The organism is Micromonospora sp. NPDC049679, assembly GCF_040659735.1.
GTDB lineage: Bacteria > Actinomycetota > Actinomycetes > Mycobacteriales > Micromonosporaceae > Micromonospora_I.
Genome location: NZ_JBFANZ010000037.1, coordinates 16,876 through 39,244, shown reverse-complemented (window position 1 = coordinate 39,244; position 22,369 = coordinate 16,876). Strand labels below are relative to the sequence as shown.

Genomic DNA, 22,369 nt, shown 5'->3' with positions numbered 1-22,369 from the left:
CGACACGCCGCGGGTGGTCGACACCATGGCGGCCACCGCGCAGGCGGGGCGCCCCTCCGCGCCCATCGCGCCAACCGACGCCGCTGGCGCACGCCGGGGCGACCGATAGCATGGCCGGGTTGCGTATCGCCGTCATCGCGCAGCCCAACCGCGGCGGCATGTGGATACCGCCGCTGGCCGAGGAGCTGCGCCGGCGCGGACACGAGGTCACGGTGGTACTGCCCCCGCCCCCCGCGCCGGGCGAGCTGACGAACGCGCTGACCGGACGGCGCTTCCCGGTGATCGCCGCGCCGCTGCCCGACCGGCTGCGACCGGTACGGCTGTGGCGGTTGCGTCAGACCATCCGTGGGCTCGGGGTCGACGTGGTCTACTACCACCCCTACGCGGTCGCGCTCGCCATCCGCCTCGCGACGCTCGGGATGCGGGTGCGCCGGGTGCACCGGGTTGACGGGGCGCTGCACCTGGATTCCCCGGCCAGCCGACGGCTCGAGCGTCTGCTGTGGCGCATGGACCACGCGACGATCTGCTGCACCGAGCACGTTTCCGCCCGCTACGGGAAGCTCGGATGCCCGGCCGATCGGCGCCCCGTCGCGTACGCCGGCACCAATCTCGCGCGCTTCCGGCCCTCCTGGGCCCCGCGCGACCGCTACGCGGGCTCGCCCGCCCGCGCGGAGGCGCGGGCCAAGGCGCGCGCGGAGATCGGGGTTGACGAGCACGTCTTCCTCGTCGTCCTGATCTGCTACGTCTACCCGCCGCGGCGGTCGGTCTACAGGGGACGTTGCATCAAGGGGCACGACGTACTGCTCGAGGCGTGGTCGACGTTCCACGCCCGGCATCCCCGATCGCACCTGCTGATCGTCGGCGGCGGAGTGGGCGAGGCGGGCGAGGCGCACCGGGCAGAACTGGTCGAGCGTTTCGCCGTGGTCGGCAACCCGAGCGTCACCTGGCTCGATTCCCTGCCGGACGTACGCCCGTACTACCGCGCCGCCGACGTGAATGTCAGTCCGGCGCGCGGCGCGGGAAGCAGCGGAGCCGTCCGTGAGGCGAGCGCGATGAGCGTGCCGAGCATCGTCAGCGACGCGGACGGGTTGCCGGAGGCGTTGGACGAGGCCGACGGCTGGGTCGTTCCGCGCGGTGACGCCGTCGCCCTGGCAACGGCGCTCGACGTTGCGTACGAGGAGTTCGAGAGCGATCGGCTGGCCATCCGCGGCGATCAGGCACGGCGGCGGGCGGTGCGGCTCTTCGACGACCGCGTCGCGGCCATTCGCGTGGCGGACATCATCGAACGAACCGCGAGCGCGGTGCCCACGCGATGAGCGGATGTCGGGAATGGCGCGTCACATCCACCACCGTCGCCCTCACAAGCAGCCGGTCAATGCCCTCCGTCAACCCATTCGGCACATTGGCGGCGCCTCCGCGCGAACTGCGTCGCGACCTACCGGCGTCCGGTAGAACGCTCAGGCTACCGATATCCGTGCATGTGGAGATATTGCCAGCAGCTCGGCATCGGCGGTGGCGTTGTGGGCGGCGGGCTCTTCCTCGCCACCGTCCCGGTCTGGGGCGGTCACGGCGGCGCGCTGGCCTGCATCGTGCCCTCCGGAGGACTGCCCCTGCTCTCCTGGACGCTGCTCCGCCAACGACGGCAATCCACCGCCGGCAAGGTGCCGGCGGCGAGCCTGGGTCGGTGACCGGGGCGTGTCAACCGGAAGGACGCCCGCATGGGCACACGTGAGACGGAACGACCGGTGAAGAGCGGGGCTGGGGATACCCGCGGCCCAGATGCGCTGGCCTGGTTCCTCTCCGGTTACCTGGTGATCGCGGCGAGCGCCGTGCTCGCGCTGATCGATCCGCGGCTGCGGCACTGGTCCATCGTCCCCGTCACGATCTGCGGCGTGCTGATGGGCGTCGACGTGATCGGGTGGGTCCGGCGCCGGTACGACATCTTCGATCCGCAGGCGCTGCTGGCCCTGTTCGGCTTCCACTTCTTCTATCTGGCGCCCGTCCTGCACGTGATGCTGCAGTACTGGGCGCGCGACGTCGCGCCGCCGCCGGACTGGCAGGAGGCGTTGGGGGCGATGGCCTGCGTCAACGCGGTCGGGCTGTGCATCTACCGCCTGCTGCTGCTCTCCCGGACCGCTCCGCGGGTCCCGCGGGGGCCCGCCCTGACCGTCAACACGCGGATCTTCGTCAGGTTCGGGCTCTGGCTCAGCGCCGTAGCGGTCTGCGCCTTCGGCGCGCTGGTCATGCTGCTCGACGGTCCGGCGGAGTACCTCATGGTCGTCACGCAGGACCGCTCCCAGCTCGCGGGGCTCGGCTGGCTGATTGTGATCGCCGAGTCCTTTCCGCTGTTGCTGTTCACCGTTGTCGTCGTCCGTTGGCGGGAACGGTTGGCTGCACAACCCGCCGCCGTGTACCTGCTGCTGCTCGGGCTGATCGTCATGCAGTTCGCCGCGGGCGGCCTCCGCGGTTCCCGCAGCGACACGGTGTGGCCCGTGCTCCTCGGGTTGATCCTGGTCCACCTGCTCGTCTTCACCGTTTCCCGACGGGCCCTGCTGGTCTGCGGACTGGTTGCCGGCGTCTTCATGTATCTGGGCGGCCTCTACAAGGCCGTCGGCACGGAGGTCATCGACATCGCCCGGGGCGCGCGCGACGTGGGACAGGTGTCGACGCAGACCGGCCGCGACGTACCGAACCTGCTGCTCGGCGATCTGGGACGCGCCGACGTCCAGGCGCTCGTGCTCTACCGGCAGAGACAGGGCCAGGCCGAGCCCGGGTACGGGATCACCTATGTCGGCGACCTGTCGTTCCTCGTACCCCGGGCGATGCTTCCGGAACGTCCCCGGAACAAGACCGCGGTCGGCACCGACATGTTGTACGGGACCGGCGCGTTCGACAACGGCCGCCGATCGTCGCGGGTCTTCGGGCTCGCCGGCGAGGCCATCCTCAACTTTGGTCCGCTCGGTGGCGTGGTCTCGTTCCTCTTCCTCGGCCTCGTTGTGCGTTTCGCGCGACGCCACTACGAGCGCGCCCGCCGGAGCCCGCATCTGCCGAGGAAGCTGCTGGCACCGGGGCTCTGCGTGGGCCTGCTGCTGTTTCTGGGAAGCGATCTCGACAATGTCGCATGGTTCACGCTCAAACAGGTGGTGCCCGCCGCGATCGTGCTCTGCGCGGCGCTGACCCGCGTCCCGCTCTCCGCGCGCACGGGACGGATCGCGAACGACGGGGCGTCGCGCGACTCCCCGGCGCACGCCGGCCCTTTCCGGCCCGTCGCAACACCGATGCGGGGCGGATAGGAGGACGCCGCAGGCGCAAACGGCATGACGAACCGATACGGCAATTCAGTCGACGACACAACGATGGTCGGATCACGCCGACAGATCGGCACATGGAAAACGTGAAAAACAGCGCAGCGTCGAATTCCACAGGATAGGCCTTTACTACCTGACGGAAGGGCCGCCGCCGACGCCAGGCGCAGACGACACCGACCGCGCCATGGAGGCCCGTTTATGCCGCTCACCCCGCCCGCCGCCGCGACACGCGAACACCGCCGAAAAGAGACCCGACGGCGTACGGCAGCACTTCTGGCAAACGACGCCGCAGCGTGGATCGGCGGTTTCGTGGTAGCAGCGTGGACACGATTCGAATTCGGATTCACCGGTAGCCATATAGCGAAGATCATTGGTGTCGGCCTGATCGCCGCGATCCTCCACAACGCCGTCGACGTACTCCGCCGTTCCTATCTCGGACGGCACCCCCTCGGCAGTTTCGAGGAGGTCCGCGCCCTCGCGGGCACGGCCGCCTGCACCGGGGCGCTCGTGCTCCTCGCCATCCTGCCGATGACCATTCGACCGGTGCCCGCGAGCACGCCGGTGGTCGGTGCCGCGCTCGCGCTGATCGTGATGCTCTCCGCCCGCGCCAGACACCGGCACCGTCACGAGCGGTCCCTGCGCCCCGACACCCGTTCGGCGAAACCCGTTCTGCTCTTCGGCATGGGGGCCGCCGGACAGGGACTGCTGCGGGCCATGGTGAGCGACCCGCAGGGCGGACACCTGCCCGTCGGGCTGCTGGACGACGATCCGGAAAAGCGGCACCTGCGGATCGAGGGCGTACGGATGCTCGGCGGTCGGCGCGAGATCCCCACCGCCATCGCTCAGACCAACGCGACCACGGTGATCTTCTCCGTCACCAACGCGGACGCCGAGCTGGTCCGCGAGGTCCGCGACGCGACCGTGCGCGCCGGCGCGACGTTCAAGGTGCTGCCACCCGTGCGCGAGTTGGTCGACCACCGGATCAGTGTCGCCGACGTCCGCGACGTGGAGATCACCGACCTGTTGGGCCGCCGGCACGTCGTCGCCGACCTGGTCACCAGCGAAACCGCGCTGGCCGGCCGCCGGATCCTGGTCACCGGCGCCGGCGGTTCGATCGGCTCCGAACTGTGCCGGCAGATCATGCGCGCCAGCCCCGGCGAGCTGATGATGCTCGACCGGGACGGGTCCGCCCTGCGCAGCCTGCAGCTGTCCCTCTCCGGTCGCGCGCTGCTGGACGGGCCGGAACTGATCCTCGCCGACCTGTGCGACGCGGAGGGGATCGCCCGGATCGTCGCCGAACGTCGACCCGAGATCGTCTTTCACGCTGCCGCGCTCAAACACCTCACGCTGTTGCAGCGGCACCCCGGCGAGGCGGTGAAGACCAACGTCTGGGGAACTCTTTCCGTGCTCAACGCGTGCCGCGACGTCGCGAAGTTCGTGAACATCTCGACAGACAAGGCAGCCAACCCCGCGAGCGTGCTGGGCTACTCGAAGCGGATCACGGAACGCCTGACCGCGCACGCCGCAGCCCTGTCCGATGGCACCCTGCTGAGCGTCCGCTTCGGCAACGTGCTCAGCAGCCGCGGGTCGGTCGTCACCGCGTTTCGGGCCCAGATCGAGGCCGGGGTTCCGATCACCGTCACCCATCCCGACGTGACCCGCTATTTCATGACCGTGCAGGAGGCCGTGCACCTTGTGCTGCAGGCGGCCGCGATCGGACGCGACGGCGAGGCGCTGGTGCTCGACATGGGCAAGCCGGTACGGATCGACGATGTCGCCCGCCAGATGGCCGCGCAGGCGCCCCGCCCCACCCGGATCGTCTACACGGGACTGCGACCGGGCGAGAAGCTGCACGAAGACCTGCTGGGTGAGGGCGAGAAGGACGTACGACCCCTGCACCCGCTCATCTCGCACGTGCCGGTGCCGTCGTTGGATCCGGCGGAGGTCCGGGCGCTGGATCCGTACGACGATCCGGAGAAGATCGTGGACCGGCTGGCCTGGCTCTGCCGCCAGCCCGCACAGACTCCGCGCCACACGCTCGGGCAGGCTCCCTGTTCGCTGATTGAGGGAGAACTGACCGAAGCGGGCAGACTGGCTGAGCGGCCGTGGCGCGCCGCGCGCAAGGGGAGCTGTCCATGACCCGTTGACCGATCGACGCCCGTCGCCCCGAGCCACCGCGACGGCCGCGCGGCGACCCGCGGTGGCCGGTCAGGTCACGCCGCCGCCCCGGTCATCCGGTCGACATCGTTGTTCCATACGACCACCCCGAGCGCCGCGTGCTTCGCGGCGTACATCGCCAGGTCGGCCCGACCGAGCAGGGTGTGCGGCTGCATCGCGTGCAGCGGATACACCGCGATCCCCATGCTGGCCCGGATACGGACCCGCTCCCCCGCCACCACCAACGGCTCCTCCAGACGGTGCTGGATGCGCTCGGCCACCTCCCGGGCCCCCGCGATGTCGCTCTCCGGGAGCAGCAGCGCGAACTCATCGCCGCCGAGGCGGGCCACCGTGTCCGCCCCGCGCGCGTGACCGCGCAGCCGCTCGGCGAGCTCCACCAGGACCTGGTCGCCCGCCTGATGGCCCAGCGTGTCGTTGACTTCCTTGAAGCCGTCGAGGTCGACGGCGATCAGCGCGACCGGGCTCCCCCTGCGGTCGCCGGCCAGGAGCGCCTGGTTGAGCCGGTCGTAGAGCACCGTCCGGTTCGGCAGCCCGGTCAGCGCATCGTGCAGCGCGAGGTGGCGGTTGATCGCAGCCTGGCGGCGCAGCCGCTCGGTCATCACCGCCACGCCGGCCAGCAGAGCGGCGAGCAGGATCAGGCCGGCGCCGAGGAACACGTTCAGCCGGCGGATCTCCTCGTTGACCTTCTCCTCGATCGGCGCGTACGGCAGATAGAGCTCGAACGCCCCGCGCGGCACCGCGTCGCCGGCGAAGCGCATCGGGATGTAGACCTCGACGACCTCGCCGTAGTCGCGTTCGCTGGCCTGCTCGGTCTCGTCCAGGCTCGACAGCACCTCGGAGTTCATCTCGCCGGCGAGCGCCCTGGTCAGCCCCGGCGACTTCGGAAACCGTCGGTTGGCCAGCGACCCGTGATCGGAGTAGACGACCATGCCGTCGGCATTCCAGATCTTGATCCGGGCGACCTCCCGGCCGAGGACACCGCTGGCCCGGATGGCGCCGTCCAGTCGGGCGTACCGCGTCGGGTCCAGCCCGTGCGCGAAGTCGGCGGGCTTCAGTTGCGGTTGCAGCCCGAGACGCGACACCAGCTCGCCGACCCGCTTGCCGTCGTCGATCGCGCCCTCGCGCACGATGTCGCGCAACTGGTGGCCGAGGACGGCCCCGAGGCCGGACACGGGCAGCACGGCGATGAGCAGGAGTCGCACAAGGAATCCTGCCCTGCCGCGTATCGCCATCACAGGTGTCATGATCGGCGGCCGGGCCCCGTCCGTGAGGAGTTCGGCGGTGCGCGGCGCGGCGGGGCGCCCACTGGGGTACGACGTCACCGCCCGGCGCGGCTCCGCGAAAGGCGGCGGCCCCCGCTCGACGCCGGAAACCTGCCGATCGACGCTCATCAACGTGCGCTGGGCGCTCGCCGGCGCACGACAGCTCCGCCCCGCCCCCCAGCGCCTGATGATCGATGACGTCGGCGACGAAGGCGCGAGCTGGGAGACGAGATGACAGACATCAGAAGACCGGGCGCGGCGAGACGCGGACGCGGGGTCATCAACCGCCGTGGGGCCACGGGGCGCCTGTTCGCGGCCGCGTCGCTGCTGGTCGTCGCTCTCGCCGCGCCCGGCACCGCGCATGCGGCCGGTAGCGGTGCGCACGGCGGCTGGCGAAGCGAGGTCACGCTCACCGAATCGGCGCTGCAGGGCGTTCACGGCACGTCACCCGACGCCACCGTGCGCAACGTGTTGACCGTGACGGCCGCCGGGCAGAACCTCCGCGTACGCCTCTCGAATCCCTTCGGCGCGACGGCGCTGGCCGTCCGGGCGGTCTCCGTGGGGCGCCAGCGGAGCGCCGGCCAGCCCGGGCTCGCGCCGGGCCCGGCACGCGTGGCCACCTTCCGCGGCGCGCGCCACGTCACGATCGCGCCGGGCACGAGCGTCTGGAGCGACCCGGTGCGGCTCGTCGTCCGGGCCGGCGACCCCGTGGCGGTGAGCGTGTACGCGCCGGGCGCGCCGGTCAACGACCACACCTTCCCGCCGCCGGAGACGAAGACCCCCGGCTCGTTCCTGTCGGCAGGGCCGGGCGACGCGACCGCGGACCAGAGCGGTGCCGCGTACGGGGAGTTCCGGCCCGGCACGCTGTGGTGGGTCGACGCCATCGCGGCGACCTCGCCGGCCCGGGGCACCATCGTCGCCCTCGGCGACTCGATCACCGACGGGTACGGCGCGGTCGGTGGCGGCCCGCGCTGGACCGACGTGCTCGCCGAGCGGATCAACGAACTCCCGCCGTGGCGGCAGCTCTCCGTCGCCAACGCGGGGATCAGCGGCAACACGGTGAGCGTTCAGCCCAACCCGTACGACCCGACGAACCAGTGCTGCGGGCCGCCGGCTCCGTTGCGCCTGGAGCGGGACGTGCTCTCCCTGCCGGGCGTCGAATACGTGGTGCTGCTGGAGGGGACCAACGACATCGGGGGTGGCGCGTACGCCCCCTCCGCCTCCGCCAGCCAGGTGATCGAGGCGATGCGGAAGATCGCCGGGCGGGTGCACGCCGCCGGGAAGAAGATCGTCGGCGCGACCATCCTGCCGATGTGCAACGCCGCGGGCAGCGCGCAGGAGCGGACCCGACTGGCGGTCAACGAGTGGATCCGCACGTCGCGCACCTTCGACGCGGTCGTCGACTTCGACGCGGCGCTGAGGGACCCGGCCGATCCGACGGTCATCTACGCGCCGTGGCGCAACGACTGTTATCACCCCAACGCGGCGGGCGATCGGGTGTTGGGCAATTCGATTCCGCTGCGGGTCTTCGGGCTGTCGAACTGACCGGGAAGGGACGCCGCAGCCGGCGAGGCGCGGCGTCCCTTCCGACCCCACGCAGCCGCGCTCGACGCCGACGCGCGGCGACTCGACGCTGACGGTGAGGGCTCCGCGGCCGGGGCGCGGTGGGCGTCAGTCGGTCTCGGGCTGCTGGTAGCTCTGCGGCGCACGGTTGCCGTCGGCGAGCGCGTAGGCGCCCACCACCCGGCGATCATGGCAACGCAGCGTGAGCATCCTGCCCGCGTCGTCCACGTCCGCGGTGAAGTCGTCGGTGACCCGACCGTCGATCAGGACCTCGATCTTCCCGCGGACCTCGACCTTCTTTTCGATCATGCCCAGCCCCCTCAGTCGTCGAGCCTGTCCACCACGTGTACCCGCATACAACCCAACGCGTCAGCCGGTTTTCGGTTTCCGCCCCGGCGGGCCGGCCAAGTCCCAGCCGTCCATCGTGCGGGCGTGGTGCGCGGGTCAGGCGGCCTGGAAGGAGCGCTTGGAGAGGCCCATGAAGTAGCCCTCGATCGTCGTGGTCACCGGCTTGTCGGGCTGATCGGCGGCGCCGAGCGTGACGAAGAGCGGCGTGTAGTGCTCCACCGTCGGGTGCGCGTAGGGCATGCCCGGCGCGGCATGGGCGAAGTCGGCCAGCGTGTCGACGTCGCCCCGGGCGAGCGCGTCGGCGGCCCAGCTGTCGAAGTCCTGCGACCAGCCCGGCGCCTTGGCGGTGCCCCGGATGTCCTCGCGGCGCAGGAACGGCAGGCCGTGGGTCATGAACCCGGAGCCGATGACGAGGACACCCTCGTCGCGCAGCGGGCGCAGCCGCCGACCGAGGTCGAGCAGCCTGTCCGGATTGTGGGTGGGCAGGCTCATCTGCAGCACGGGGACGTCCCCGGCCGGGTACATGACCTTGAGTGGCACCCAGGCGCCGTGATCGAGCCCCCGACTGCGGTGCTCGTGCACCGGCTCCCCGTCGGGCATGGCCGCGGCGACCCGCTGGGCGAGCGCGGTCGCGTCCGGCGTGCGGTAGGTCATCTCGAAGTAGCGGCGGGCGAAGCCGCCGAAGTCGTAGACGAGCGGCGTGCCGGCCGCCGTGCCGGACAGGCTCAGCGGCGCGGACTCCCAGTGGGCGCTGACGATGAGGATCGCCTTCGGCTTGGGCAGGGCCTGCGCCCAGTCGAAGAGCTGCGTCATCCACCCCGTCTCCTCGAGCAGCGGCGGAGCGCCGTGGCTGAGGTAGAGCGCGGGCAGGGCGCCGTCCTCGGGAGTCCAGGCCCGCTGCCCGCGGGTCGCCGGCAGCGCGGTCGCAAGGTGCTTGTCGAGCGGGTACGCGTACGTGGTCATGGTGGATCCTCGGTGATCGGAGCGGTCAGGCGACCGGTTGCCAGGTGACGGTGAGCTCTTCCTGCGTGGCGAAGCGGACCAGGTGGGATCCGACGGCCTGCTCGACGGCGGCGAGCAGGTCGGGATCGGTCGCGTCTGCGTGCAGGATCAGTGCCCCGTCCGTCGGGGTGAGGGTGACCCGCGCGCCGGCCGGCAGCGTGAGCACGCCCGTCCCGTCAGCGGTGATCTCCCCCGGGACCTTGCGCCCCATGTGGCTGACCAGCTGCTTGATGTAGCGCGCCGGACGATCGGTGCGCACGGTTGCGGTGGCGGCGGGCATGGCGGCTCCTCGGGACCGGATGCTTGATCGATCAGGCACAGCGCGAACGGTACCCGCAATTTGTTGAGCCTTCAACGACTGTGCCGACACTCACCGCACCGGGTCACCCACCGACCGCAGCCGGGTCCGCACCTCGGCGGCGTCGGGATGCCCCAGCTGCTCAAGGATCGCGAGTGACCGCCGCCAGGCCTCGTGCGCGCGGTGGGGATCGTCGACCATGTGGTGGGCGTCGCCGAGGTGGGCGAGCACGTCCGCCTCCGAATAGCGGTCACCGAGCTCCCGGAAACGCGCCAGCGCGCGCTCGTAGTCCGTGATCGCCTGCTGGTGGCGCCCCAGATGGGCCCGCGCGTAGCCGAGACTGTCCCAGGTCGAGGCTTCGGTGAACGGGTCTCCGATCGTCGCGACCAGAGCGAGTGCCTGCTCGGCGACGGTGACCGCCCGCGGATAGTCACCGAGCTGACCGAGGCACCACGCCACCCCGTTCAGGCTCTCCGCCTCGCCACTGCGATGGTTCGCCGACCGGAAGAGCGCAAGCGCCCGCTCCACGTGGTGCAGCGCCTGGCCGTGCCAGCCCCGGCGCCCGCAGACGTACCCCAGGCTCTGGTAAGCGCGCGCCTCACCCGTCCGGTCGCCGAGACGGCGGGCCAGTCGCAGCGCGCGGCGCAGCTCGCACTCGGCCGCCTCGTAGTGACCCAGCCGGAAATGCGCGCGCGCCAGCCCCCGGTGGGCGTGTGCTTCGCCGCTCAGGTCACCCTGTCCGGCCGCCGCCTCGACCGCGATCCGCTGCACCGCCGTCTGGTCGTGCCAGTGTCCGCCGCGCTGGAAGTACGTGGTCAGCACCCACGCCAACTGCCACGCGTGCGTCCCGAGCCCGCTCGCCGCCGCCTGCCCGACGGCGGGCAGCAGGTTGGGATGCTCGGTGGTGAACCAGGCCATCGCCTGCCCGGCGTCGGCGAGTCCGGTCGTGGCGACCGCGCTGGGCAGCGGTTGGAGCGGAATCCGCTCGCGGTGCGGCTCCATCAGGCGGGCGGCCGTGTGCGCGGTGTGCAGGTAATGGTCCAGAAGCCGGCGCAGCGCTGCTCGGCGGTCGGGCTCGGGGTCGACGCGCCGGGCCAGCTCGGCGGCGTAGGCGCGCAACAGGTCGTGCAGGAGGTACCGCCCGGGGCGATGCTCGGTGACGAGGTGCGCGCGGGTCAGCCCGACCAACAGGGGACGAGCCTGCTTGACCGACACGCCGCCGAGGCTGGCCGCGGCCTCGGCGGTCACGTCGGGCCCGGTATGCACGCCGAGCAGGCGGAACAGGCGTGCGGTCGCGGGGCTGAGGGTGCGGTAGGACCAGGAGAAGACGCTGCGTACGTCGGTTGTCGGATCTTCGCCGCTGAACACGTCGAGATCCCCGCGCGCCCGGCGCAGCTCCTCGGCGAGGACGGTGAGCGGATAGCGGGGATGGGTGACGGCGCGGGCGGTCACGATGGACAGGGCCAGCGGGAGTCGCGCGCACAAGGTGATGATCTCCTCGACCGCGTCCGGCTCGGCGGCCACCCGATCGGGGCCGAGACGGCGGGCGAGCAACCGGCGTGCGTCAGCCGCTGGCAGCAAGTCGAGTACGAGGGGTTGGGCGCCTTCGGCCGCTACCAGGCTGGCCAGCTGAGCGCGGCTGGTGACCAGCGCGAGGCATCCCGGCGCACCGGGCAGCAGCGGGCGGACCTGTTCGGCGTCGCGAGCGTTGTCCAGGAGCACCAGGATCCGCCGACCGGCGAGGAGGGTGCGGTAGAACGCCGCCTGGGCGTCGACCGCCTCCGGGATCCGCTCCGGCGGCGCGCCCAACGCCTGCAGCAGCCGACGCAGCGCGCCCTCCGGACTCATCGCGGCACCGCCGGGGTCGAAGCCACGCAGGTTGAGATAGAGCTGCCCGTCGGGAAACCGGTCCGCCACCCGATGCGCCCAGTGCACGGCGAGGGCGGTCTTACCGACCCCGGCCGTGCCGGACAGCGCGGAGATGACCACGGCGGTGGGCTGCTCGCTGGCGGCCGCCAACACCCCGTCGAGCCGGTCCAGGTCCTCGCGACGCCCGGTGAACCCGTTGATGTCCAGGGGCAGCTGCGCCGGCGGCGCGGTCAGCGGGGTCAGCACCGTCGTGGCCGGAGCCACCGGGGTCGGAGGTACCGGGTTCGACGCCGCCAGGGTCGGGGCGGACGCGGTCAGGGTCGACGCCGCCGGCGGTGACGTCTCCACCCCACTGCGCAGAATCGACCGGTGGACGCCCTGCAACTGCGCACCGGGTTCGGTGCCCAGCTCGTCGACGAGGCGTCGCCGCGTGGCGGCGAAGCGGTCCAGCGCCTCGGCGGAGCGCCCGCTGGCGTGCAGAGCGCGCATCAGCTCCGCGGTGAGCGGCTCGGCGAGCGGATGCTGGGCCACCAGTTCCGTCAGGGGTGCGATCACCACTGAGGGGCTACCCAGCCGCAACTCGGACTGCGCCCACGCGACCACCGCTTCCAGGCGCTGCCCCTGCCATCCCTGACGGACCCGCTGCACCCACTCCCCCGGCAGCCCCGCGAGCGGTTCCCCCCGCCACAGCCTCAGCGCCTCGCGCAACAACCGGGCCCGCTCCGGATCCGGGCTGGCGGCGCGGCGGGCCTCGTCGACCAGGCGCCGGAACCGGTGCAGGTCCACCCGGTCGCGCTCCACCCGCAACAGATACCCGTCCGACTGGCGCAGCAACGGCGCCGGCGCCCCGTCCACCTGTTCGAGGAGACGGCGGATGCGCGCGATGTAGGTGTGCAGACTCCGGCGCGCCCCGTCCGGCGGCGCGGGCCCCCAGACCCGGTCGATCAGCGCGTCCACCGGCACCAGCTGGTCGGCGTCGATCGCGAGCGCCGCCAGCACCACGCACTGCTTGGGCGACCCGACCGTGACGCTCTGCCCGGCCGCCCGGATCCGCACCGATCCGAGCAGCTCGAACTCCGCACCGACCTCCGGTTTCGCGACCACCTTCGACGCCCTCAACAACTCTTTGACACGGCATTGACAGTCGGCAGCGACGCTGGGGACACGGATCAGCACCACCCTCTCGAAGAGGAGCGAGAGCGGCAGCCGGCGTGCACCCGCACGGACAAGAGAGACCCGCACGCACACCGCGTTCCGCCCCCGTACAGCAACGCATCGTCAAACGTTGATTGTGCACGACGGGGCAACGCCGGGAACGTGACGACGTCCGCGAACCAACCGATCCGACCGACCGCGCGAAAACGGGGGTCGAGGAGCCGACTACCGGCACCTCGGCAGGCGCGGCCGGCCGGGATCAGACCGACGCGAGGAAGTCCAGGGCGCGACGCCAGGTGAGCGCGGCGGCGGCCGGCTCGTGGTCGGGCAGCTGCGGGTCGGTGTACAGGTGCCCGGCGTCGGGATAGATGAAGAGCTCCACGTCCGCCCCCGCGGCCACCATGCCCTTCTGCCACACGGCGAGGTCACCGGCGGGTTCGAACTCGTCGTCCTCCGCGACGTGCAGCTGCACGGGCAGACCGTCCGGCAGCAGGGCCGGCGCCTCGGCGGTGCCGTGCAACAGGAGCAGAGCCGCGGCGTCCGGGCGTTCGAGCAGCAGTCGCTGGGCGATGCCCGCGCCCATGGAAAAGCCGGCGAGCACGGCGTCGGCAGGAAGGTCGCGCAGCGCCTCCCGCGCCCGCCGCACGATCAACTCCTCGCCCACCCGGTCACGCAACACGAACGCCTCGTCGATGCGGTCGGCCGTCTCACCGGCATACAGGTCGGGCACGCGGATGTGGTGTCCCGCCGCCCGCAGACGCTCCGCGGCGGCGATCACGGCCGGCCGGCGTCCGTACACGGAATGGAACAGCACGATGTGAGCCATGACGCGATAGTGCCGCACCGCGCCGCGCGGGCCCACGCTGCCACCCCGTACCGCCGTCTATGACCGGGGCGGACCGTCGGAAATGGGACAGCATTCCTCCACCCGACGTGTCGTACGCTCCCCGCCATGGACTGGCGCGACGTGTTCTCGCTCCTGGCACCGGCATTCAGTGCCGCGGCGTACGCCGGCATCGCCACGCTGCTGTTCGCCCGCGGCCGCCGCCCCGGGCCCGTCCTCTGGCGCGGCCGGCCGATCGAGTTTCCCCGACTGATGGCCGGCGAGTTCCTCTGCATCGCGGTGATGTTCACCGGCATCGCCGCCGCGCAGACCTGGTTCGATCACGAGCAGGGGTTGATGGTGGCGGCCAGCGCCCTGCCCTGCGTCGGCCTGGGCACCTCGTGGCTCGTGCGACGCCGGCTCGTGCGGGCGACGGCCGCCGGCTGAAGCCATCGATGGCAGACTTCGGAGATGGTCGCCGCCGTACGCGTACAGGGTGCGGGAAGCGGGCAGCGCGTTCTCCTGCTGCTGCACGGAATGGGCGCGACCGGTGACGTGTGGGCCGGTTGGCGCCCGCTGCTGGCTCGGCACTGGCCGGGACGCTGGCTGGCGCCCGATCTGCCGGGACACGGCGGGTCGGCGCCGCTCGCGCACTACTCCTTCGACTCCGTGGCGGCCACCATCGCGGCATTGCTCAACCCCGACGACCGGCTGGTCGTGCTCGGACACTCCTTCGGCGGGGTGGTGGGGTTGGCGCTGGCCGGCGGCACGCGGGCGCTGACGGTCGAGGCGGTCATCGGCCTCGGCATCAAGGTCGCGTGGAGCGACCGGGAGTTGGCGAAGGCGCAGGCGCTGGCCGGGCGGCCGGTGACGTGGTTCGCGTCCCGCGACGAGGCGGCCGGCCGGTACCTGCGGATGTCCGGTCTGGCGGGCCTGCTCGGTCCCGACGATCCCACCGTCGACGCCGGGCTGCGCGAGGAGGACGGGACGTGGCGACTGAGCCTCGACCCTGCGGCGTTCGGCGTCGGCGCCCCCGACATGCCGGCCCTGCTGCGGTCGGTCGGGGCGCCGGTGCTGCTGGCGCGTGGCGAGCACGACCCGATGGTCACCGACGATCAGCTCGCCGAGTTGGCCGCGCCCACCCGCACCCTGCCCGGCCTCGGCCACAATGCCCACGTCGAGGATCCCGACGCGGTGTTGCGGCTCCTCGACCCGTATCGCTGACGGTCCACGCCCGAGGGACGCCGAGCCGCCTGAGTCTCCGCGGCCCGCGTTGAACTTTTCGTCCGACCGACACGTGACGCTCCCCGCCGCGGGCGTCACGGCGCGTGCCGCCTCAGCGCGGGCGTGACTAGACCACGATCCCCAGTCGGGCGATGGGGCCGAGAAGCTCCTCCTCCTCGTAGTCGAGATGCGACAGCAGCATCTCGGCGAGTCGGTCGAATTCGCTCCGCACCACGGACAACTCGTCGGGATCGGTGATCATCTTGACGAGCGCCTCATCGAGGCGGGTCAGCACCGCGGCGATCACCTCGTGCTCCTCCCCCAGCCGGTCGAGCACCGGCCCCAGCTCGGCGTCGGCGTCCCGCAGGTCGACGAACATCCGCTGGTCCTCGATCGTGTGGTGGAGCGTGACCACGCGGCAGTACGACGCGCAGAACGCCCCGAGCGACCAGTAGTTCTGCCGCATCGACATCCGGTTGATCAACGATCGGGCGGCGGCCGGGTTGGTATGTCCGGCGGCGACCTGCTCGATCACCCCGGCGATCTGCTCCAGCTCGGAGCGCAGGTTGTTGTGGAAGTAGACCAGTGCGTCCGCGCCGGACTGCCCCGGCCCGGTCTGCCGTACGGCGGGGTGCCTGGGGAGCCGCGGCCGGGTCGACTCGTCGAGGTCGATCGCGTGGCCGGTCGTACGCTCCGCGGGGGCCAGGTCCGACTGGTCGTCACGGGCCGGCACGGTCGTGCCGCGCGCCGCCGCCACGGCCTCACGGACGGCGGGCGCCACCTCCTCGGCGAAGCGGCGCAGGTCCGATTCGGGGGCCTGCCCCGGCGCGAGGATGAACGCGCTGATCCCCTGGGTGAGCGCCAACTCGGTGAGCTGCGAGACCCAAAGCTTCGACGGCCCCTGCAGGAACCCGCCTTCGCGGCTGGTGAAGCTGCCGGCGACGTTGTACCAGCGGCGGATCTCCGCCGGGTCGCGTCCGGCGTCGCGCGCCGCCGCGTCGATGATCTTCGCCATCTCCCGGATCTCTTCCGGCGAGGCGTACATGGAGCTGGGGATCCAGCCGTCGGCGACGCGGCCGGTCAGCGCGAGCAGACGCGGCTTGTAGGAGCCGATCCAGATGCCGATCGGGTGCGCCGGCGGCGGGCCGGGCTCGGCGCCGTCCACGGAGTAGTAGCGTCCGCTGAGCCGCACCGGCCCCCCACCGGGGGTCCACAGCGCCCGCATGATCGTGATCGCCTCGTCGAGCGCCTCGATCGACTCGCCGGGCGTGCGTTCCGGTCCGCCCATCGCCGCGATCCCCTTCGGGAACGCCCCCACACCGAGCCCCATCTCGACCCGCCCGGCGCTGAGCAGATCGAGGGTGGCCGCGCTGCGGGCCAGCACCGCCGGCTGGCGCAGCGGCACGCTGATCACGTCGGGAAAGAGGATCAGGCGCTCGGTCTGCGCGGCGAGCGTCGACAGGAACGTCCAGGTGTCGAAGAACCCCGCCTGGTACGGGTGGTCCTGCACGCCGAGGACGTCGAGTCCGAGCGTGTCGGCGGTGCGGGCGAGCGAGACGGTCCGGGCCGGGTTGCCCGCGTCGGGAACGACGAAGGCCCCGAACTGCAGCGGATGACCATGGTCAGGCATGTGGGTCGACTTCCGTTCAGTTGATCGGCGCGAGGGTTTCGTCGGCCGGCGGCGGTCCGGGCGGGGTCCCGTCGCCGAAGGGGCGCCCGCCGAGCGCCTCACGCCCGTGCGGGATCAGCCACTGCGAGAGGGCCGGGCCGACCGGCACGATGCCGGTTGGGTTGATGTTGCGGTGGACCTGGTAGTAGTGGCGCGTGATGTGGTCGAAGTCGACCGTGTCGCCGAAGCCGGGGGTCTGGAAAAGATCCCGGGCGTACGCCCACAGCACCGGCATCTCGGTCAGCTTGCGCAGGTTGCACTTGAAGTGTCCGTGGTAGACGGCGTCAAAGCGGACCAGTGTGGTGAAAAGCCGGATATCCGCCTCGGTGATCGTGTCGCCGACCAGGTAGCGGCGGCCTTCCAGGCGCCGTTCGAGGTCGTCGAGCCGCTCGAAGAGCGGGATCACGGCCCGCTCGTACGCAGCCTGCGACTCGGCGAACCCGGCCCGGTAGACGCCGTTGTTGACGTCGCGGAAGACGTCCTCGTTGACCGCGTCGATCTCCGCGCGCAGCTGCGCGGGGTAGAGGTCCGGCGCGCCCGGCCGGTGCAGCGCCGTCCACTCCGTCTCCAGGTTGAGCGTGATCTCCGGGTAGTCGTTGGTGACCAGCTTGCCGCTCGGCACGTCCACGATCACCGGCACACTCACCCCGCCGTCGTAGTCGGGGTCGCGCGCCAGATACGCCTCGGAGACGAACCGGATGCCGAGGACCGGGTCGCGGTCGTCGGGGTCGAGGGTGAAACGCCAGCTCCGCTCGTCCTGGATCGGGTCGGTGACCGCGAGCGACAACGCGGACTCAAGACCGAGAAGCCGGCGTACGACGAGCGCCCGGCTGGCCCACGGGCAGGCGCGGCTGACGACGAGTCGGTAGCGACCGGGCTCGACCGGCCAGCCGGAGGAGCCGTCCGCGGTGATGCGGTCGGTGAACGCGTTCGGCGACCGGACGTACTCGTCGGTCTGGTCCGTGTCGGTCATCTGCTCACGTCTCCTCTGCAGCTCGGGCGTCCGTGACGGTTCGGTGCCCTGGTGCGTGGCGGATCCCGGTGCGGGACCCTCGGTCTGGGTACGGGGTCACGTCGTGCTCTCGTCGCGCTCGCCCGGCGCGTCCTCGTGGTGCTCGCCGGTTTCCGCGCGTGCGAGCCGGGCGAGGAAGCGCGCGACCGGAGGCAGTTCGTCGTCGGGCAGAAACGCGGCGAAGTGCCGCTGAATGCCGGCGAGGTGGCGCCGCCCGGCGCGGGTCAACAGGTCTCGGCCGGCCGGGGTGAGCGTGGCGAGCACGCTGCGCCGGTCGGTTGGCGACGGCTCGCGGGCGACCAGACCGGCGGCGACCATCCGGTCGATCAGCCGGGTGACGCCGCCGGTGGTGTAGAGGACGGCGGCGGAGAGCTCGCTCATCCGCAGCTGCTGATCGGGGGCCTCACTGAGGCGCAGGAGTACGTCGTACTGGGCGAGCGAGAGCCCCGTTCCGGCGCGCAACTCCCGCTCCAACTCGGCCATCACCCGGCTGTGCCCCTGCAGGAAGTCCCGCCACGCGGCCAGCCGCTGCGGGTCCGGCCGCCGCCGCTCCGTCATCACCTGCACCTCGCTTCTCTGACCTAACAGTATCTGACGCGTCAGCTATGCCGTGGAGCCTCACCACGTTCGCCCGACGGGCGGTCGGATTGCCGCGCCTGTTTGGTGTCTCTATGGCCAGGAGACGAAGAGCCTCACCACGTCGCAGGGGTGTCATTCATTGTGCGTATCCATACGCCGCTGCCCGAGCCGAGCCCGATGCGAAGCGCGTCGGAGGGCGATGACAACCGCCAGCACCCCGCCGGCGATCACACTGAGGCCGCCGAGCGCGAACGCCGCCAGCGTCCCGAGAGCCGTGTCGCGCGGACCATAGAACCGCGGATGATCACCGACCGACAGGGTCGGTGCCGGACCGGCCGCGGATGACACGCAGGTGAGCTCGTACCTTCCGGCCGGCTCGGCGTACACGGTGAGGAGCCCGCGCCACCGTTCGTTGTCGACCTCGAGTTCGACGCGCTCCCCCGTCAGAAAGACGTTGCTCAACTCGGTCATCGCCCGGCCATCCACGGATGACGCCTCACATCTGACGTCCGGGGGTCCTTGGCCGGTCTCCTTGACCCACACGATTCTCCCGTCCGACGCCGACAGGCGCACCGTGACCGGCTGCCCTGGTGTGACGCGCTGCCCCAGATCACCTCCCGCGCCGAGGACGAACCGCATCACCCCCGCCGCGGCGAGCACGCCACCGACACCGATGAGCGCCGCGACGATGAACCAGGCACGGCGCGGCCGAAGTTCCTCGGGTCGGACGAGGGGAGCAAAATCCATGGCGAGATCATGCAGGTGACCAGCCGGCCCGCAGTACCCGGTCCCGCCAGGCAGGCTCGACCGCCATCAGATCGGCGCTGCCTGCGGCTGGTCCGGGTGGTCGGGCATCATGCCCGCCGACCACGCGCGTCCCGGCCGTGCTTCCCCTCGATCTTGCCCGAACGCCCGGCCGTTCACGCCCCTGGCACCACGATGACCGTGGTCCGCGAACACGAACTCCCGTACGTCGTTGGCTGGCGGAAACGCGGCCTCGAACCGGGGGCCGTCTACCGGCTCTCCGCCCCGCCCAGCAGATCGCGGACCAGAACGTCCATACCCGGACGCTCCTCGACGAGAACGCGCGCATCAAGGAGGCCCTGTGTCGATGGCAGGGCGGACATGACGCGCCGCATGCGCGTCGACGGCGAGCAGGACACGCTCGTCCAGCCGACGCGCTACAGGTGACGCAGCAGCGCGTCGACGACCTCGTCGGTGCTGGCCGTCCCGCCGACGTCGCGGGTCCGCGTACCCGGTTCGAGCAGGCAGGCCTCGACCGCCGCCATCACGTCGGCGGCTGCCTGCGGGTGGCCCAGGTGGTCGAGCATCATGGCGGCCGACCACACCGCGCCGAGCGGGTTCGCGACGCCCTGACCGGCGATGTCCGGCGCGGAGCCGTGTACGGGCTCGAACATCGACGGGTACGTGCGGGTGGGGTCGATGTTGCCCGATGGCGCGATTCCGATGCTGCCGGCGACCGCGGCCGCGAGGTCGCTGAGGATGTCGCCGAAGAGGTTGGACGCGACGATGACGTCGAAGCGTTCGGGCTGCAGCACGAGCTTCGCCGCCAGGGCGTCGATGTGCTCCGAGTCCGATCGCACCTCGGGGTGCTCGGCGGCGCGCTCGGCGACGATCTCGTCCCAGAACGGCATGGTGTGGACGATGCCGTTGGACTTGGTGGCGGAGGTGACGTAGGAGCGGCGGGTGCGGGCGAGCGTGAAGGCGTAGTCGACGATCCGGGTCACCCCGGCGCGCGTGAAGACGGCCTCCTGCATGGCGACCTCGTCGGGCAGGCCGCGGTTGAGCCGCCCACCGATCTCGCTGTACTCCCCCTCGACGTTCTCCCGGACCACCACGAAGTCGACCCTGCCGGGGACCGCGCCGCGGACGGGGCTGGCAACGCCTTCGAAGACGCGGATCGGCCGCAGGTTGACGTACTGCCGGAAGGCCCGGCGGATCGGGATCAGCAGGCCCCAGAGCGACACGTGGTCGGGCACGCCCGGCCAGCCCACGGCGCCGAGCAGGATCGCGTCGGCGCCGCGGAGCCGGTCGAGACCGTCGGCCGGCATCATCGTGCCCTCGCGGGCGTAGCGCTGGCACGACCAGTCGTACTCGTCGTAGCTGAACGCAAGGCCGTGCCGCGCGGCCACGGCGTCGAGCACCCGCCGCGCGGCGGCGGTGACCTCGACGCCGATGCCGTCCCCGGGGATGACCGCGATGCGTTGCGCGGCCATCAGCGACCGAGACCCACGACCGCGACCATCAGCGGGAGAAGGAGCAGGATGAGGATCGCGCCCAGCACGTCGAACGAGACGCCGGACCGGATCATCTTGGTGATCGGCACCACCCCCGAACCGTATACGACCGCGTTCTGCGGGGTGGAGACCGGCAGCATGAAGCCGAACGACGCCGCGAACGTCGCGGCCAGCGCGGGCACGAGCGGATCGACGCCCGCCGCGGCCGCGATCGGAATGACGATGGGTACGACCACCGCGGCGGACGCCGTGTTGCTGGTCGTCTCGGAAACGAGGACGGCGAGCAGCACCGCGAAGGCGGTGATCGCGAAGACGCTGGTCAGACCGAGCACGTTGGCGCTGCCCTCGCCGATGGTCTTGGCGAGCCCGCTGCTCTGCAACAGCGCTCCGAAGATCACGCCGGTGCCGAAGAGCACCACGGTCCCCCAGTCGATGCGGGCGGCGTCGCTCCAGCGCAGGGTGTACTCGCGCTTGCTCCAGTCCGTCGGCAGCAGGAAGAGCAGGGAGGCGCCGAGCACGGCGACGATCCCCTCGTTGAGCCGCCCGCTGACGGTGTCGTAGATGGCCGAGTCGCTGCCGGCGACCAGCGCCACGATGCCCGGCACGATCCACAGTGTCACGGTGACGAGGAAGGCGATCAGGGTGTTCTTCTCGGCGCGGGAGAGCGGACCGAGTCTGGCCCGTTCGGCGGCGACGTAATCGGCCACCCCGTCGATGCGCCGGATCTCCGGCTTGTTGAGCAGCAGTAGGACGGCGGCGAGAACGATGAACATGAGCAGGCAGATGGGGAACGCGGTGGCCATCCACTGGGCGAAGGAGATGCGCTCGCCGGTGGCCTCCTCGATCAGCGCGCGGCCGATCAGGTTCGGTGGCGTGCCCACCGGGGTGAGCAGCCCGCCGACGCTGGCGCCGTACGCGAGCATCAGCATCAGCGCCACCCCGACGCGCAGCCGCGTCGGGTCGAAGTCGGCCTTGGCGATGCCGCGGTCCTGCATCAGCTTCGCGATGACGGCGAGAATGCCGAGCGCCGTCGGCAGCAGCATCGCGACGGTCGCGGTGTTGGAGACGAAGGCCGACAACGCGCAGGTGATGACGCCGAAGGCGACGATGACGCGCCCCGTCGTCCTGCCCACCCCTGGCAGTGACAGGACACGGAAAGCGAACCGCCGCGCCAGCCCGTGCTTGAGCATCGCCTGGGCCAGGATGAACGCGCCGATGAACGTGAACACCGTCGATGAACCGAAGGGCCCGAGCACGTCGGCGGCGGGCGCCACCCCCAGTACGACGATCGCGCCGACGCCGATGAGCCCGCCGATCGGAATGGGCACTGGTTCGGTGACCCACAGGACGATGACGCCGAGCAGCACCCCCGCGAGGGTCTGCTGGCTCGGCCTCATGTCCAGCGGCAGGGCCAGGAAGACGATCGAGACCAGGGGGGCGAGCGCCAGCCCGATGGTCCGCCGCCCCTTCTCGAACCGCTCCTCCGCCGGGGAGAGGCGTTGCTCCCCGAGGCTGCGGTAGGTGGCGCCGCCCAGCAGCGCCTCGTCGACATCGGTCTTGGCCACAGGGGTGGAAGGGGTGTCGGTGGAGACCATGGCGTGCTCCTCGGTCTTTCCGCGGGAAGGTCCGACGGCCAGATGGAACGACTGCGTGCGCCACACGCGACGGGGAGTTTCGTTCATGAAGTTTACGACTGTCGATGGAGAGATCCCAGAGCGCAAGCGACCGGAGCAGATGAAAACCGTTGCAACGAAAGACAGGGAGCGTACGCCGTGCAAGCATGTCGTTACTCGCCGTCAAATTTGGCACACAGAAATCGAC

At 71.4% G+C, this 22,369-nt stretch carries 20 protein-coding genes; 8 read left to right on the top strand and 12 right to left on the bottom strand.

The window, feature by feature from the left end:
• Nucleotides 1-110 precede the first annotated feature (110 nt).
• From AB0J06_RS21270 to AB0J06_RS21255, 4 genes are all read left to right on the top strand, one after another.
• The gene (locus AB0J06_RS21270) at nt 111-1,316 is read left to right on the top strand and encodes a glycosyltransferase (protein WP_357430686.1); all 1,206 of its coding nucleotides are present in this window, start codon (nt 111-113) and stop codon (nt 1,314-1,316) included.
• 162 nt (nt 1,317-1,478) lie between these two features.
• Nucleotides 1,479-1,688, top strand: coding sequence for a hypothetical protein (locus tag AB0J06_RS21265; protein ID WP_357430685.1), 210 nt, complete (start codon nt 1,479-1,481; stop codon nt 1,686-1,688).
• A gap of 30 nt (nt 1,689-1,718) precedes the next feature.
• Entirely contained in the window at nt 1,719-3,293 is a 1,575-nt protein-coding gene (locus tag AB0J06_RS21260; protein ID WP_357430684.1) for a hypothetical protein, read from the top strand.
• A 213-nt stretch (nt 3,294-3,506) separates the two neighbouring features.
• Nucleotides 3,507-5,447 (top strand): polysaccharide biosynthesis protein, encoded by a 1,941-nt coding sequence (locus tag AB0J06_RS21255; RefSeq protein ID WP_357430683.1) that lies wholly within the window; start codon nt 3,507-3,509, stop codon nt 5,445-5,447.
• Nucleotides 5,448-5,521: 74 nt separating this feature from the next.
• Here AB0J06_RS21255 and AB0J06_RS21250 read toward each other — a convergent pair whose 3' ends face one another.
• The gene (locus AB0J06_RS21250; RefSeq protein WP_357430682.1) at nt 5,522-6,688 is read right to left on the bottom strand and encodes a GGDEF domain-containing protein; all 1,167 of its coding nucleotides are present in this window, start codon (nt 6,686-6,688) and stop codon (nt 5,522-5,524) included.
• Between the two features lie 79 nt (nt 6,689-6,767).
• On the opposite strand from AB0J06_RS21250, the gene AB0J06_RS21245 reads away from it, so the two are divergent.
• Both AB0J06_RS21245 and AB0J06_RS21240 read left to right on the top strand, forming a co-directional pair.
• A complete protein-coding gene (locus tag AB0J06_RS21245) occupies nt 6,768-6,983 on the top strand; it encodes a hypothetical protein (protein WP_357430681.1) in 216 nt (71 codons plus the stop codon).
• Nucleotides 6,980-8,293: a GDSL-type esterase/lipase family protein gene (locus AB0J06_RS21240; RefSeq protein ID WP_357430680.1), complete on the top strand. Its 1,314-nt coding sequence runs from the start codon at nt 6,980-6,982 to the stop codon at nt 8,291-8,293. The genes AB0J06_RS21245 and AB0J06_RS21240 overlap by 4 nt, the downstream gene beginning before the upstream one ends.
• 126 nt (nt 8,294-8,419) lie before the next feature.
• Here the strand turns inward: AB0J06_RS21240 and AB0J06_RS21235 are convergent, their stop codons facing one another.
• The 5 genes from AB0J06_RS21235 to AB0J06_RS21215 form a co-directional block, all read right to left on the bottom strand.
• On the bottom strand, nt 8,420-8,620 hold the full coding sequence (locus AB0J06_RS21235; protein ID WP_357430679.1) for a hypothetical protein: 201 nt from the start codon (nt 8,618-8,620) through the stop codon (nt 8,420-8,422).
• A gap of 135 nt (nt 8,621-8,755) precedes the next feature.
• A complete protein-coding gene (locus AB0J06_RS21230) occupies nt 8,756-9,622 on the bottom strand; it encodes a class III extradiol ring-cleavage dioxygenase (RefSeq protein WP_357430678.1) in 867 nt (288 codons plus the stop codon).
• 25 nt (nt 9,623-9,647) lie between these two features.
• On the bottom strand, nt 9,648-9,941 hold the full coding sequence (locus AB0J06_RS21225) for a DUF2218 domain-containing protein (RefSeq protein ID WP_357430677.1): 294 nt from the start codon (nt 9,939-9,941) through the stop codon (nt 9,648-9,650).
• Between the two features lie 90 nt (nt 9,942-10,031).
• Nucleotides 10,032-12,932, bottom strand: coding sequence for a BTAD domain-containing putative transcriptional regulator (locus tag AB0J06_RS21220; protein ID WP_357430676.1), 2,901 nt, complete (start codon nt 12,930-12,932; stop codon nt 10,032-10,034).
• A gap of 310 nt (nt 12,933-13,242) precedes the next feature.
• Nucleotides 13,243-13,809: a dienelactone hydrolase family protein gene (locus tag AB0J06_RS21215; protein ID WP_357430675.1), complete on the bottom strand. Its 567-nt coding sequence runs from the start codon at nt 13,807-13,809 to the stop codon at nt 13,243-13,245.
• Between the two features lie 126 nt (nt 13,810-13,935).
• Between AB0J06_RS21215 and AB0J06_RS21210 the strand changes: the two genes are divergently transcribed.
• Together AB0J06_RS21210 and AB0J06_RS21205 are read left to right on the top strand one after the other, a co-directional pair.
• Nucleotides 13,936-14,253: a hypothetical protein gene (locus tag AB0J06_RS21210; protein WP_357430674.1), complete on the top strand. Its 318-nt coding sequence runs from the start codon at nt 13,936-13,938 to the stop codon at nt 14,251-14,253.
• A 24-nt stretch (nt 14,254-14,277) separates the two neighbouring features.
• Nucleotides 14,278-15,030 carry an alpha/beta hydrolase gene (locus tag AB0J06_RS21205; protein WP_357430673.1) on the top strand — a complete coding sequence of 251 codons (753 nt, stop codon included), beginning with the start codon at nt 14,278-14,280 and terminating at the stop codon, nt 15,028-15,030.
• Between the two features lie 127 nt (nt 15,031-15,157).
• On the opposite strand, the gene AB0J06_RS21200 is transcribed toward AB0J06_RS21205, so the two are convergent.
• The 6 genes from AB0J06_RS21200 to AB0J06_RS21175 form a co-directional block, all read right to left on the bottom strand.
• A complete protein-coding gene (locus tag AB0J06_RS21200) occupies nt 15,158-16,660 on the bottom strand; it encodes an LLM class flavin-dependent oxidoreductase (RefSeq protein WP_357430672.1) in 1,503 nt (500 codons plus the stop codon).
• A 16-nt stretch (nt 16,661-16,676) separates the two neighbouring features.
• Complete coding sequence (locus AB0J06_RS21195) at nt 16,677-17,672, bottom strand: glutathione S-transferase C-terminal domain-containing protein (protein WP_357430671.1); 996 nt, start codon at nt 17,670-17,672, stop codon at nt 16,677-16,679.
• Nucleotides 17,673-17,768: 96 nt separating this feature from the next.
• Nucleotides 17,769-18,269: a MarR family transcriptional regulator gene (locus AB0J06_RS21190; protein WP_357430670.1), complete on the bottom strand. Its 501-nt coding sequence runs from the start codon at nt 18,267-18,269 to the stop codon at nt 17,769-17,771.
• A 153-nt stretch (nt 18,270-18,422) separates the two neighbouring features.
• The gene (locus tag AB0J06_RS21185; protein ID WP_357430669.1) at nt 18,423-18,950 is read right to left on the bottom strand and encodes a hypothetical protein; all 528 of its coding nucleotides are present in this window, start codon (nt 18,948-18,950) and stop codon (nt 18,423-18,425) included.
• Nucleotides 18,951-19,471: 521 nt separating this feature from the next.
• A complete protein-coding gene (locus AB0J06_RS21180; RefSeq protein ID WP_357430668.1) occupies nt 19,472-20,527 on the bottom strand; it encodes a tartrate dehydrogenase in 1,056 nt (351 codons plus the stop codon).
• Complete coding sequence (locus AB0J06_RS21175) at nt 20,527-22,143, bottom strand: DASS family sodium-coupled anion symporter (protein ID WP_357430667.1); 1,617 nt, start codon at nt 22,141-22,143, stop codon at nt 20,527-20,529. Before AB0J06_RS21175 ends, AB0J06_RS21180 begins: the two co-directional genes overlap by 1 nt.
• Between the last annotated feature and the right edge of the window lie 226 nt (nt 22,144-22,369).

What these genes read in the sequence shown, in the direction of transcription:
- AB0J06_RS21270 (WP_357430686.1), top strand. Translation starts at nt 111, where the DNA reads ATGGCCGGGTTGCGTATCGCCGTCATCGCGCAGCCCAACCGCGGCGGC.
- AB0J06_RS21265 (WP_357430685.1), top strand. Translation starts at nt 1,479, where the DNA reads ATGTGGAGATATTGCCAGCAGCTCGGCATCGGCGGTGGCGTTGTGGGC.
- AB0J06_RS21260 (WP_357430684.1), top strand. Translation starts at nt 1,719, where the DNA reads ATGGGCACACGTGAGACGGAACGACCGGTGAAGAGCGGGGCTGGGGAT.
- AB0J06_RS21255 (WP_357430683.1), top strand. Translation starts at nt 3,507, where the DNA reads ATGCCGCTCACCCCGCCCGCCGCCGCGACACGCGAACACCGCCGAAAA.
- AB0J06_RS21240 (WP_357430680.1), top strand. Translation starts at nt 6,980, where the DNA reads ATGACAGACATCAGAAGACCGGGCGCGGCGAGACGCGGACGCGGGGTC.
- AB0J06_RS21235 (WP_357430679.1), bottom strand. Translation starts at nt 8,620, where the DNA reads ATGATCGAAAAGAAGGTCGAGGTCCGCGGGAAGATCGAGGTCCTGATC.
- AB0J06_RS21230 (WP_357430678.1), bottom strand. Translation starts at nt 9,622, where the DNA reads ATGACCACGTACGCGTACCCGCTCGACAAGCACCTTGCGACCGCGCTG.
- AB0J06_RS21225 (WP_357430677.1), bottom strand. Translation starts at nt 9,941, where the DNA reads ATGCCCGCCGCCACCGCAACCGTGCGCACCGATCGTCCGGCGCGCTAC.
- AB0J06_RS21215 (WP_357430675.1), bottom strand. Translation starts at nt 13,809, where the DNA reads ATGGCTCACATCGTGCTGTTCCATTCCGTGTACGGACGCCGGCCGGCC.
- AB0J06_RS21210 (WP_357430674.1), top strand. Translation starts at nt 13,936, where the DNA reads ATGGACTGGCGCGACGTGTTCTCGCTCCTGGCACCGGCATTCAGTGCC.
- AB0J06_RS21205 (WP_357430673.1), top strand. Translation starts at nt 14,278, where the DNA reads ATGGTCGCCGCCGTACGCGTACAGGGTGCGGGAAGCGGGCAGCGCGTT.
- AB0J06_RS21200 (WP_357430672.1), bottom strand. Translation starts at nt 16,660, where the DNA reads ATGCCTGACCATGGTCATCCGCTGCAGTTCGGGGCCTTCGTCGTTCCC.
- AB0J06_RS21195 (WP_357430671.1), bottom strand. Translation starts at nt 17,672, where the DNA reads ATGACCGACACGGACCAGACCGACGAGTACGTCCGGTCGCCGAACGCG.
- AB0J06_RS21190 (WP_357430670.1), bottom strand. Translation starts at nt 18,269, where the DNA reads ATGACGGAGCGGCGGCGGCCGGACCCGCAGCGGCTGGCCGCGTGGCGG.
- AB0J06_RS21180 (WP_357430668.1), bottom strand. Translation starts at nt 20,527, where the DNA reads ATGGCCGCGCAACGCATCGCGGTCATCCCCGGGGACGGCATCGGCGTC.
- AB0J06_RS21175 (WP_357430667.1), bottom strand. Translation starts at nt 22,143, where the DNA reads ATGGTCTCCACCGACACCCCTTCCACCCCTGTGGCCAAGACCGATGTC.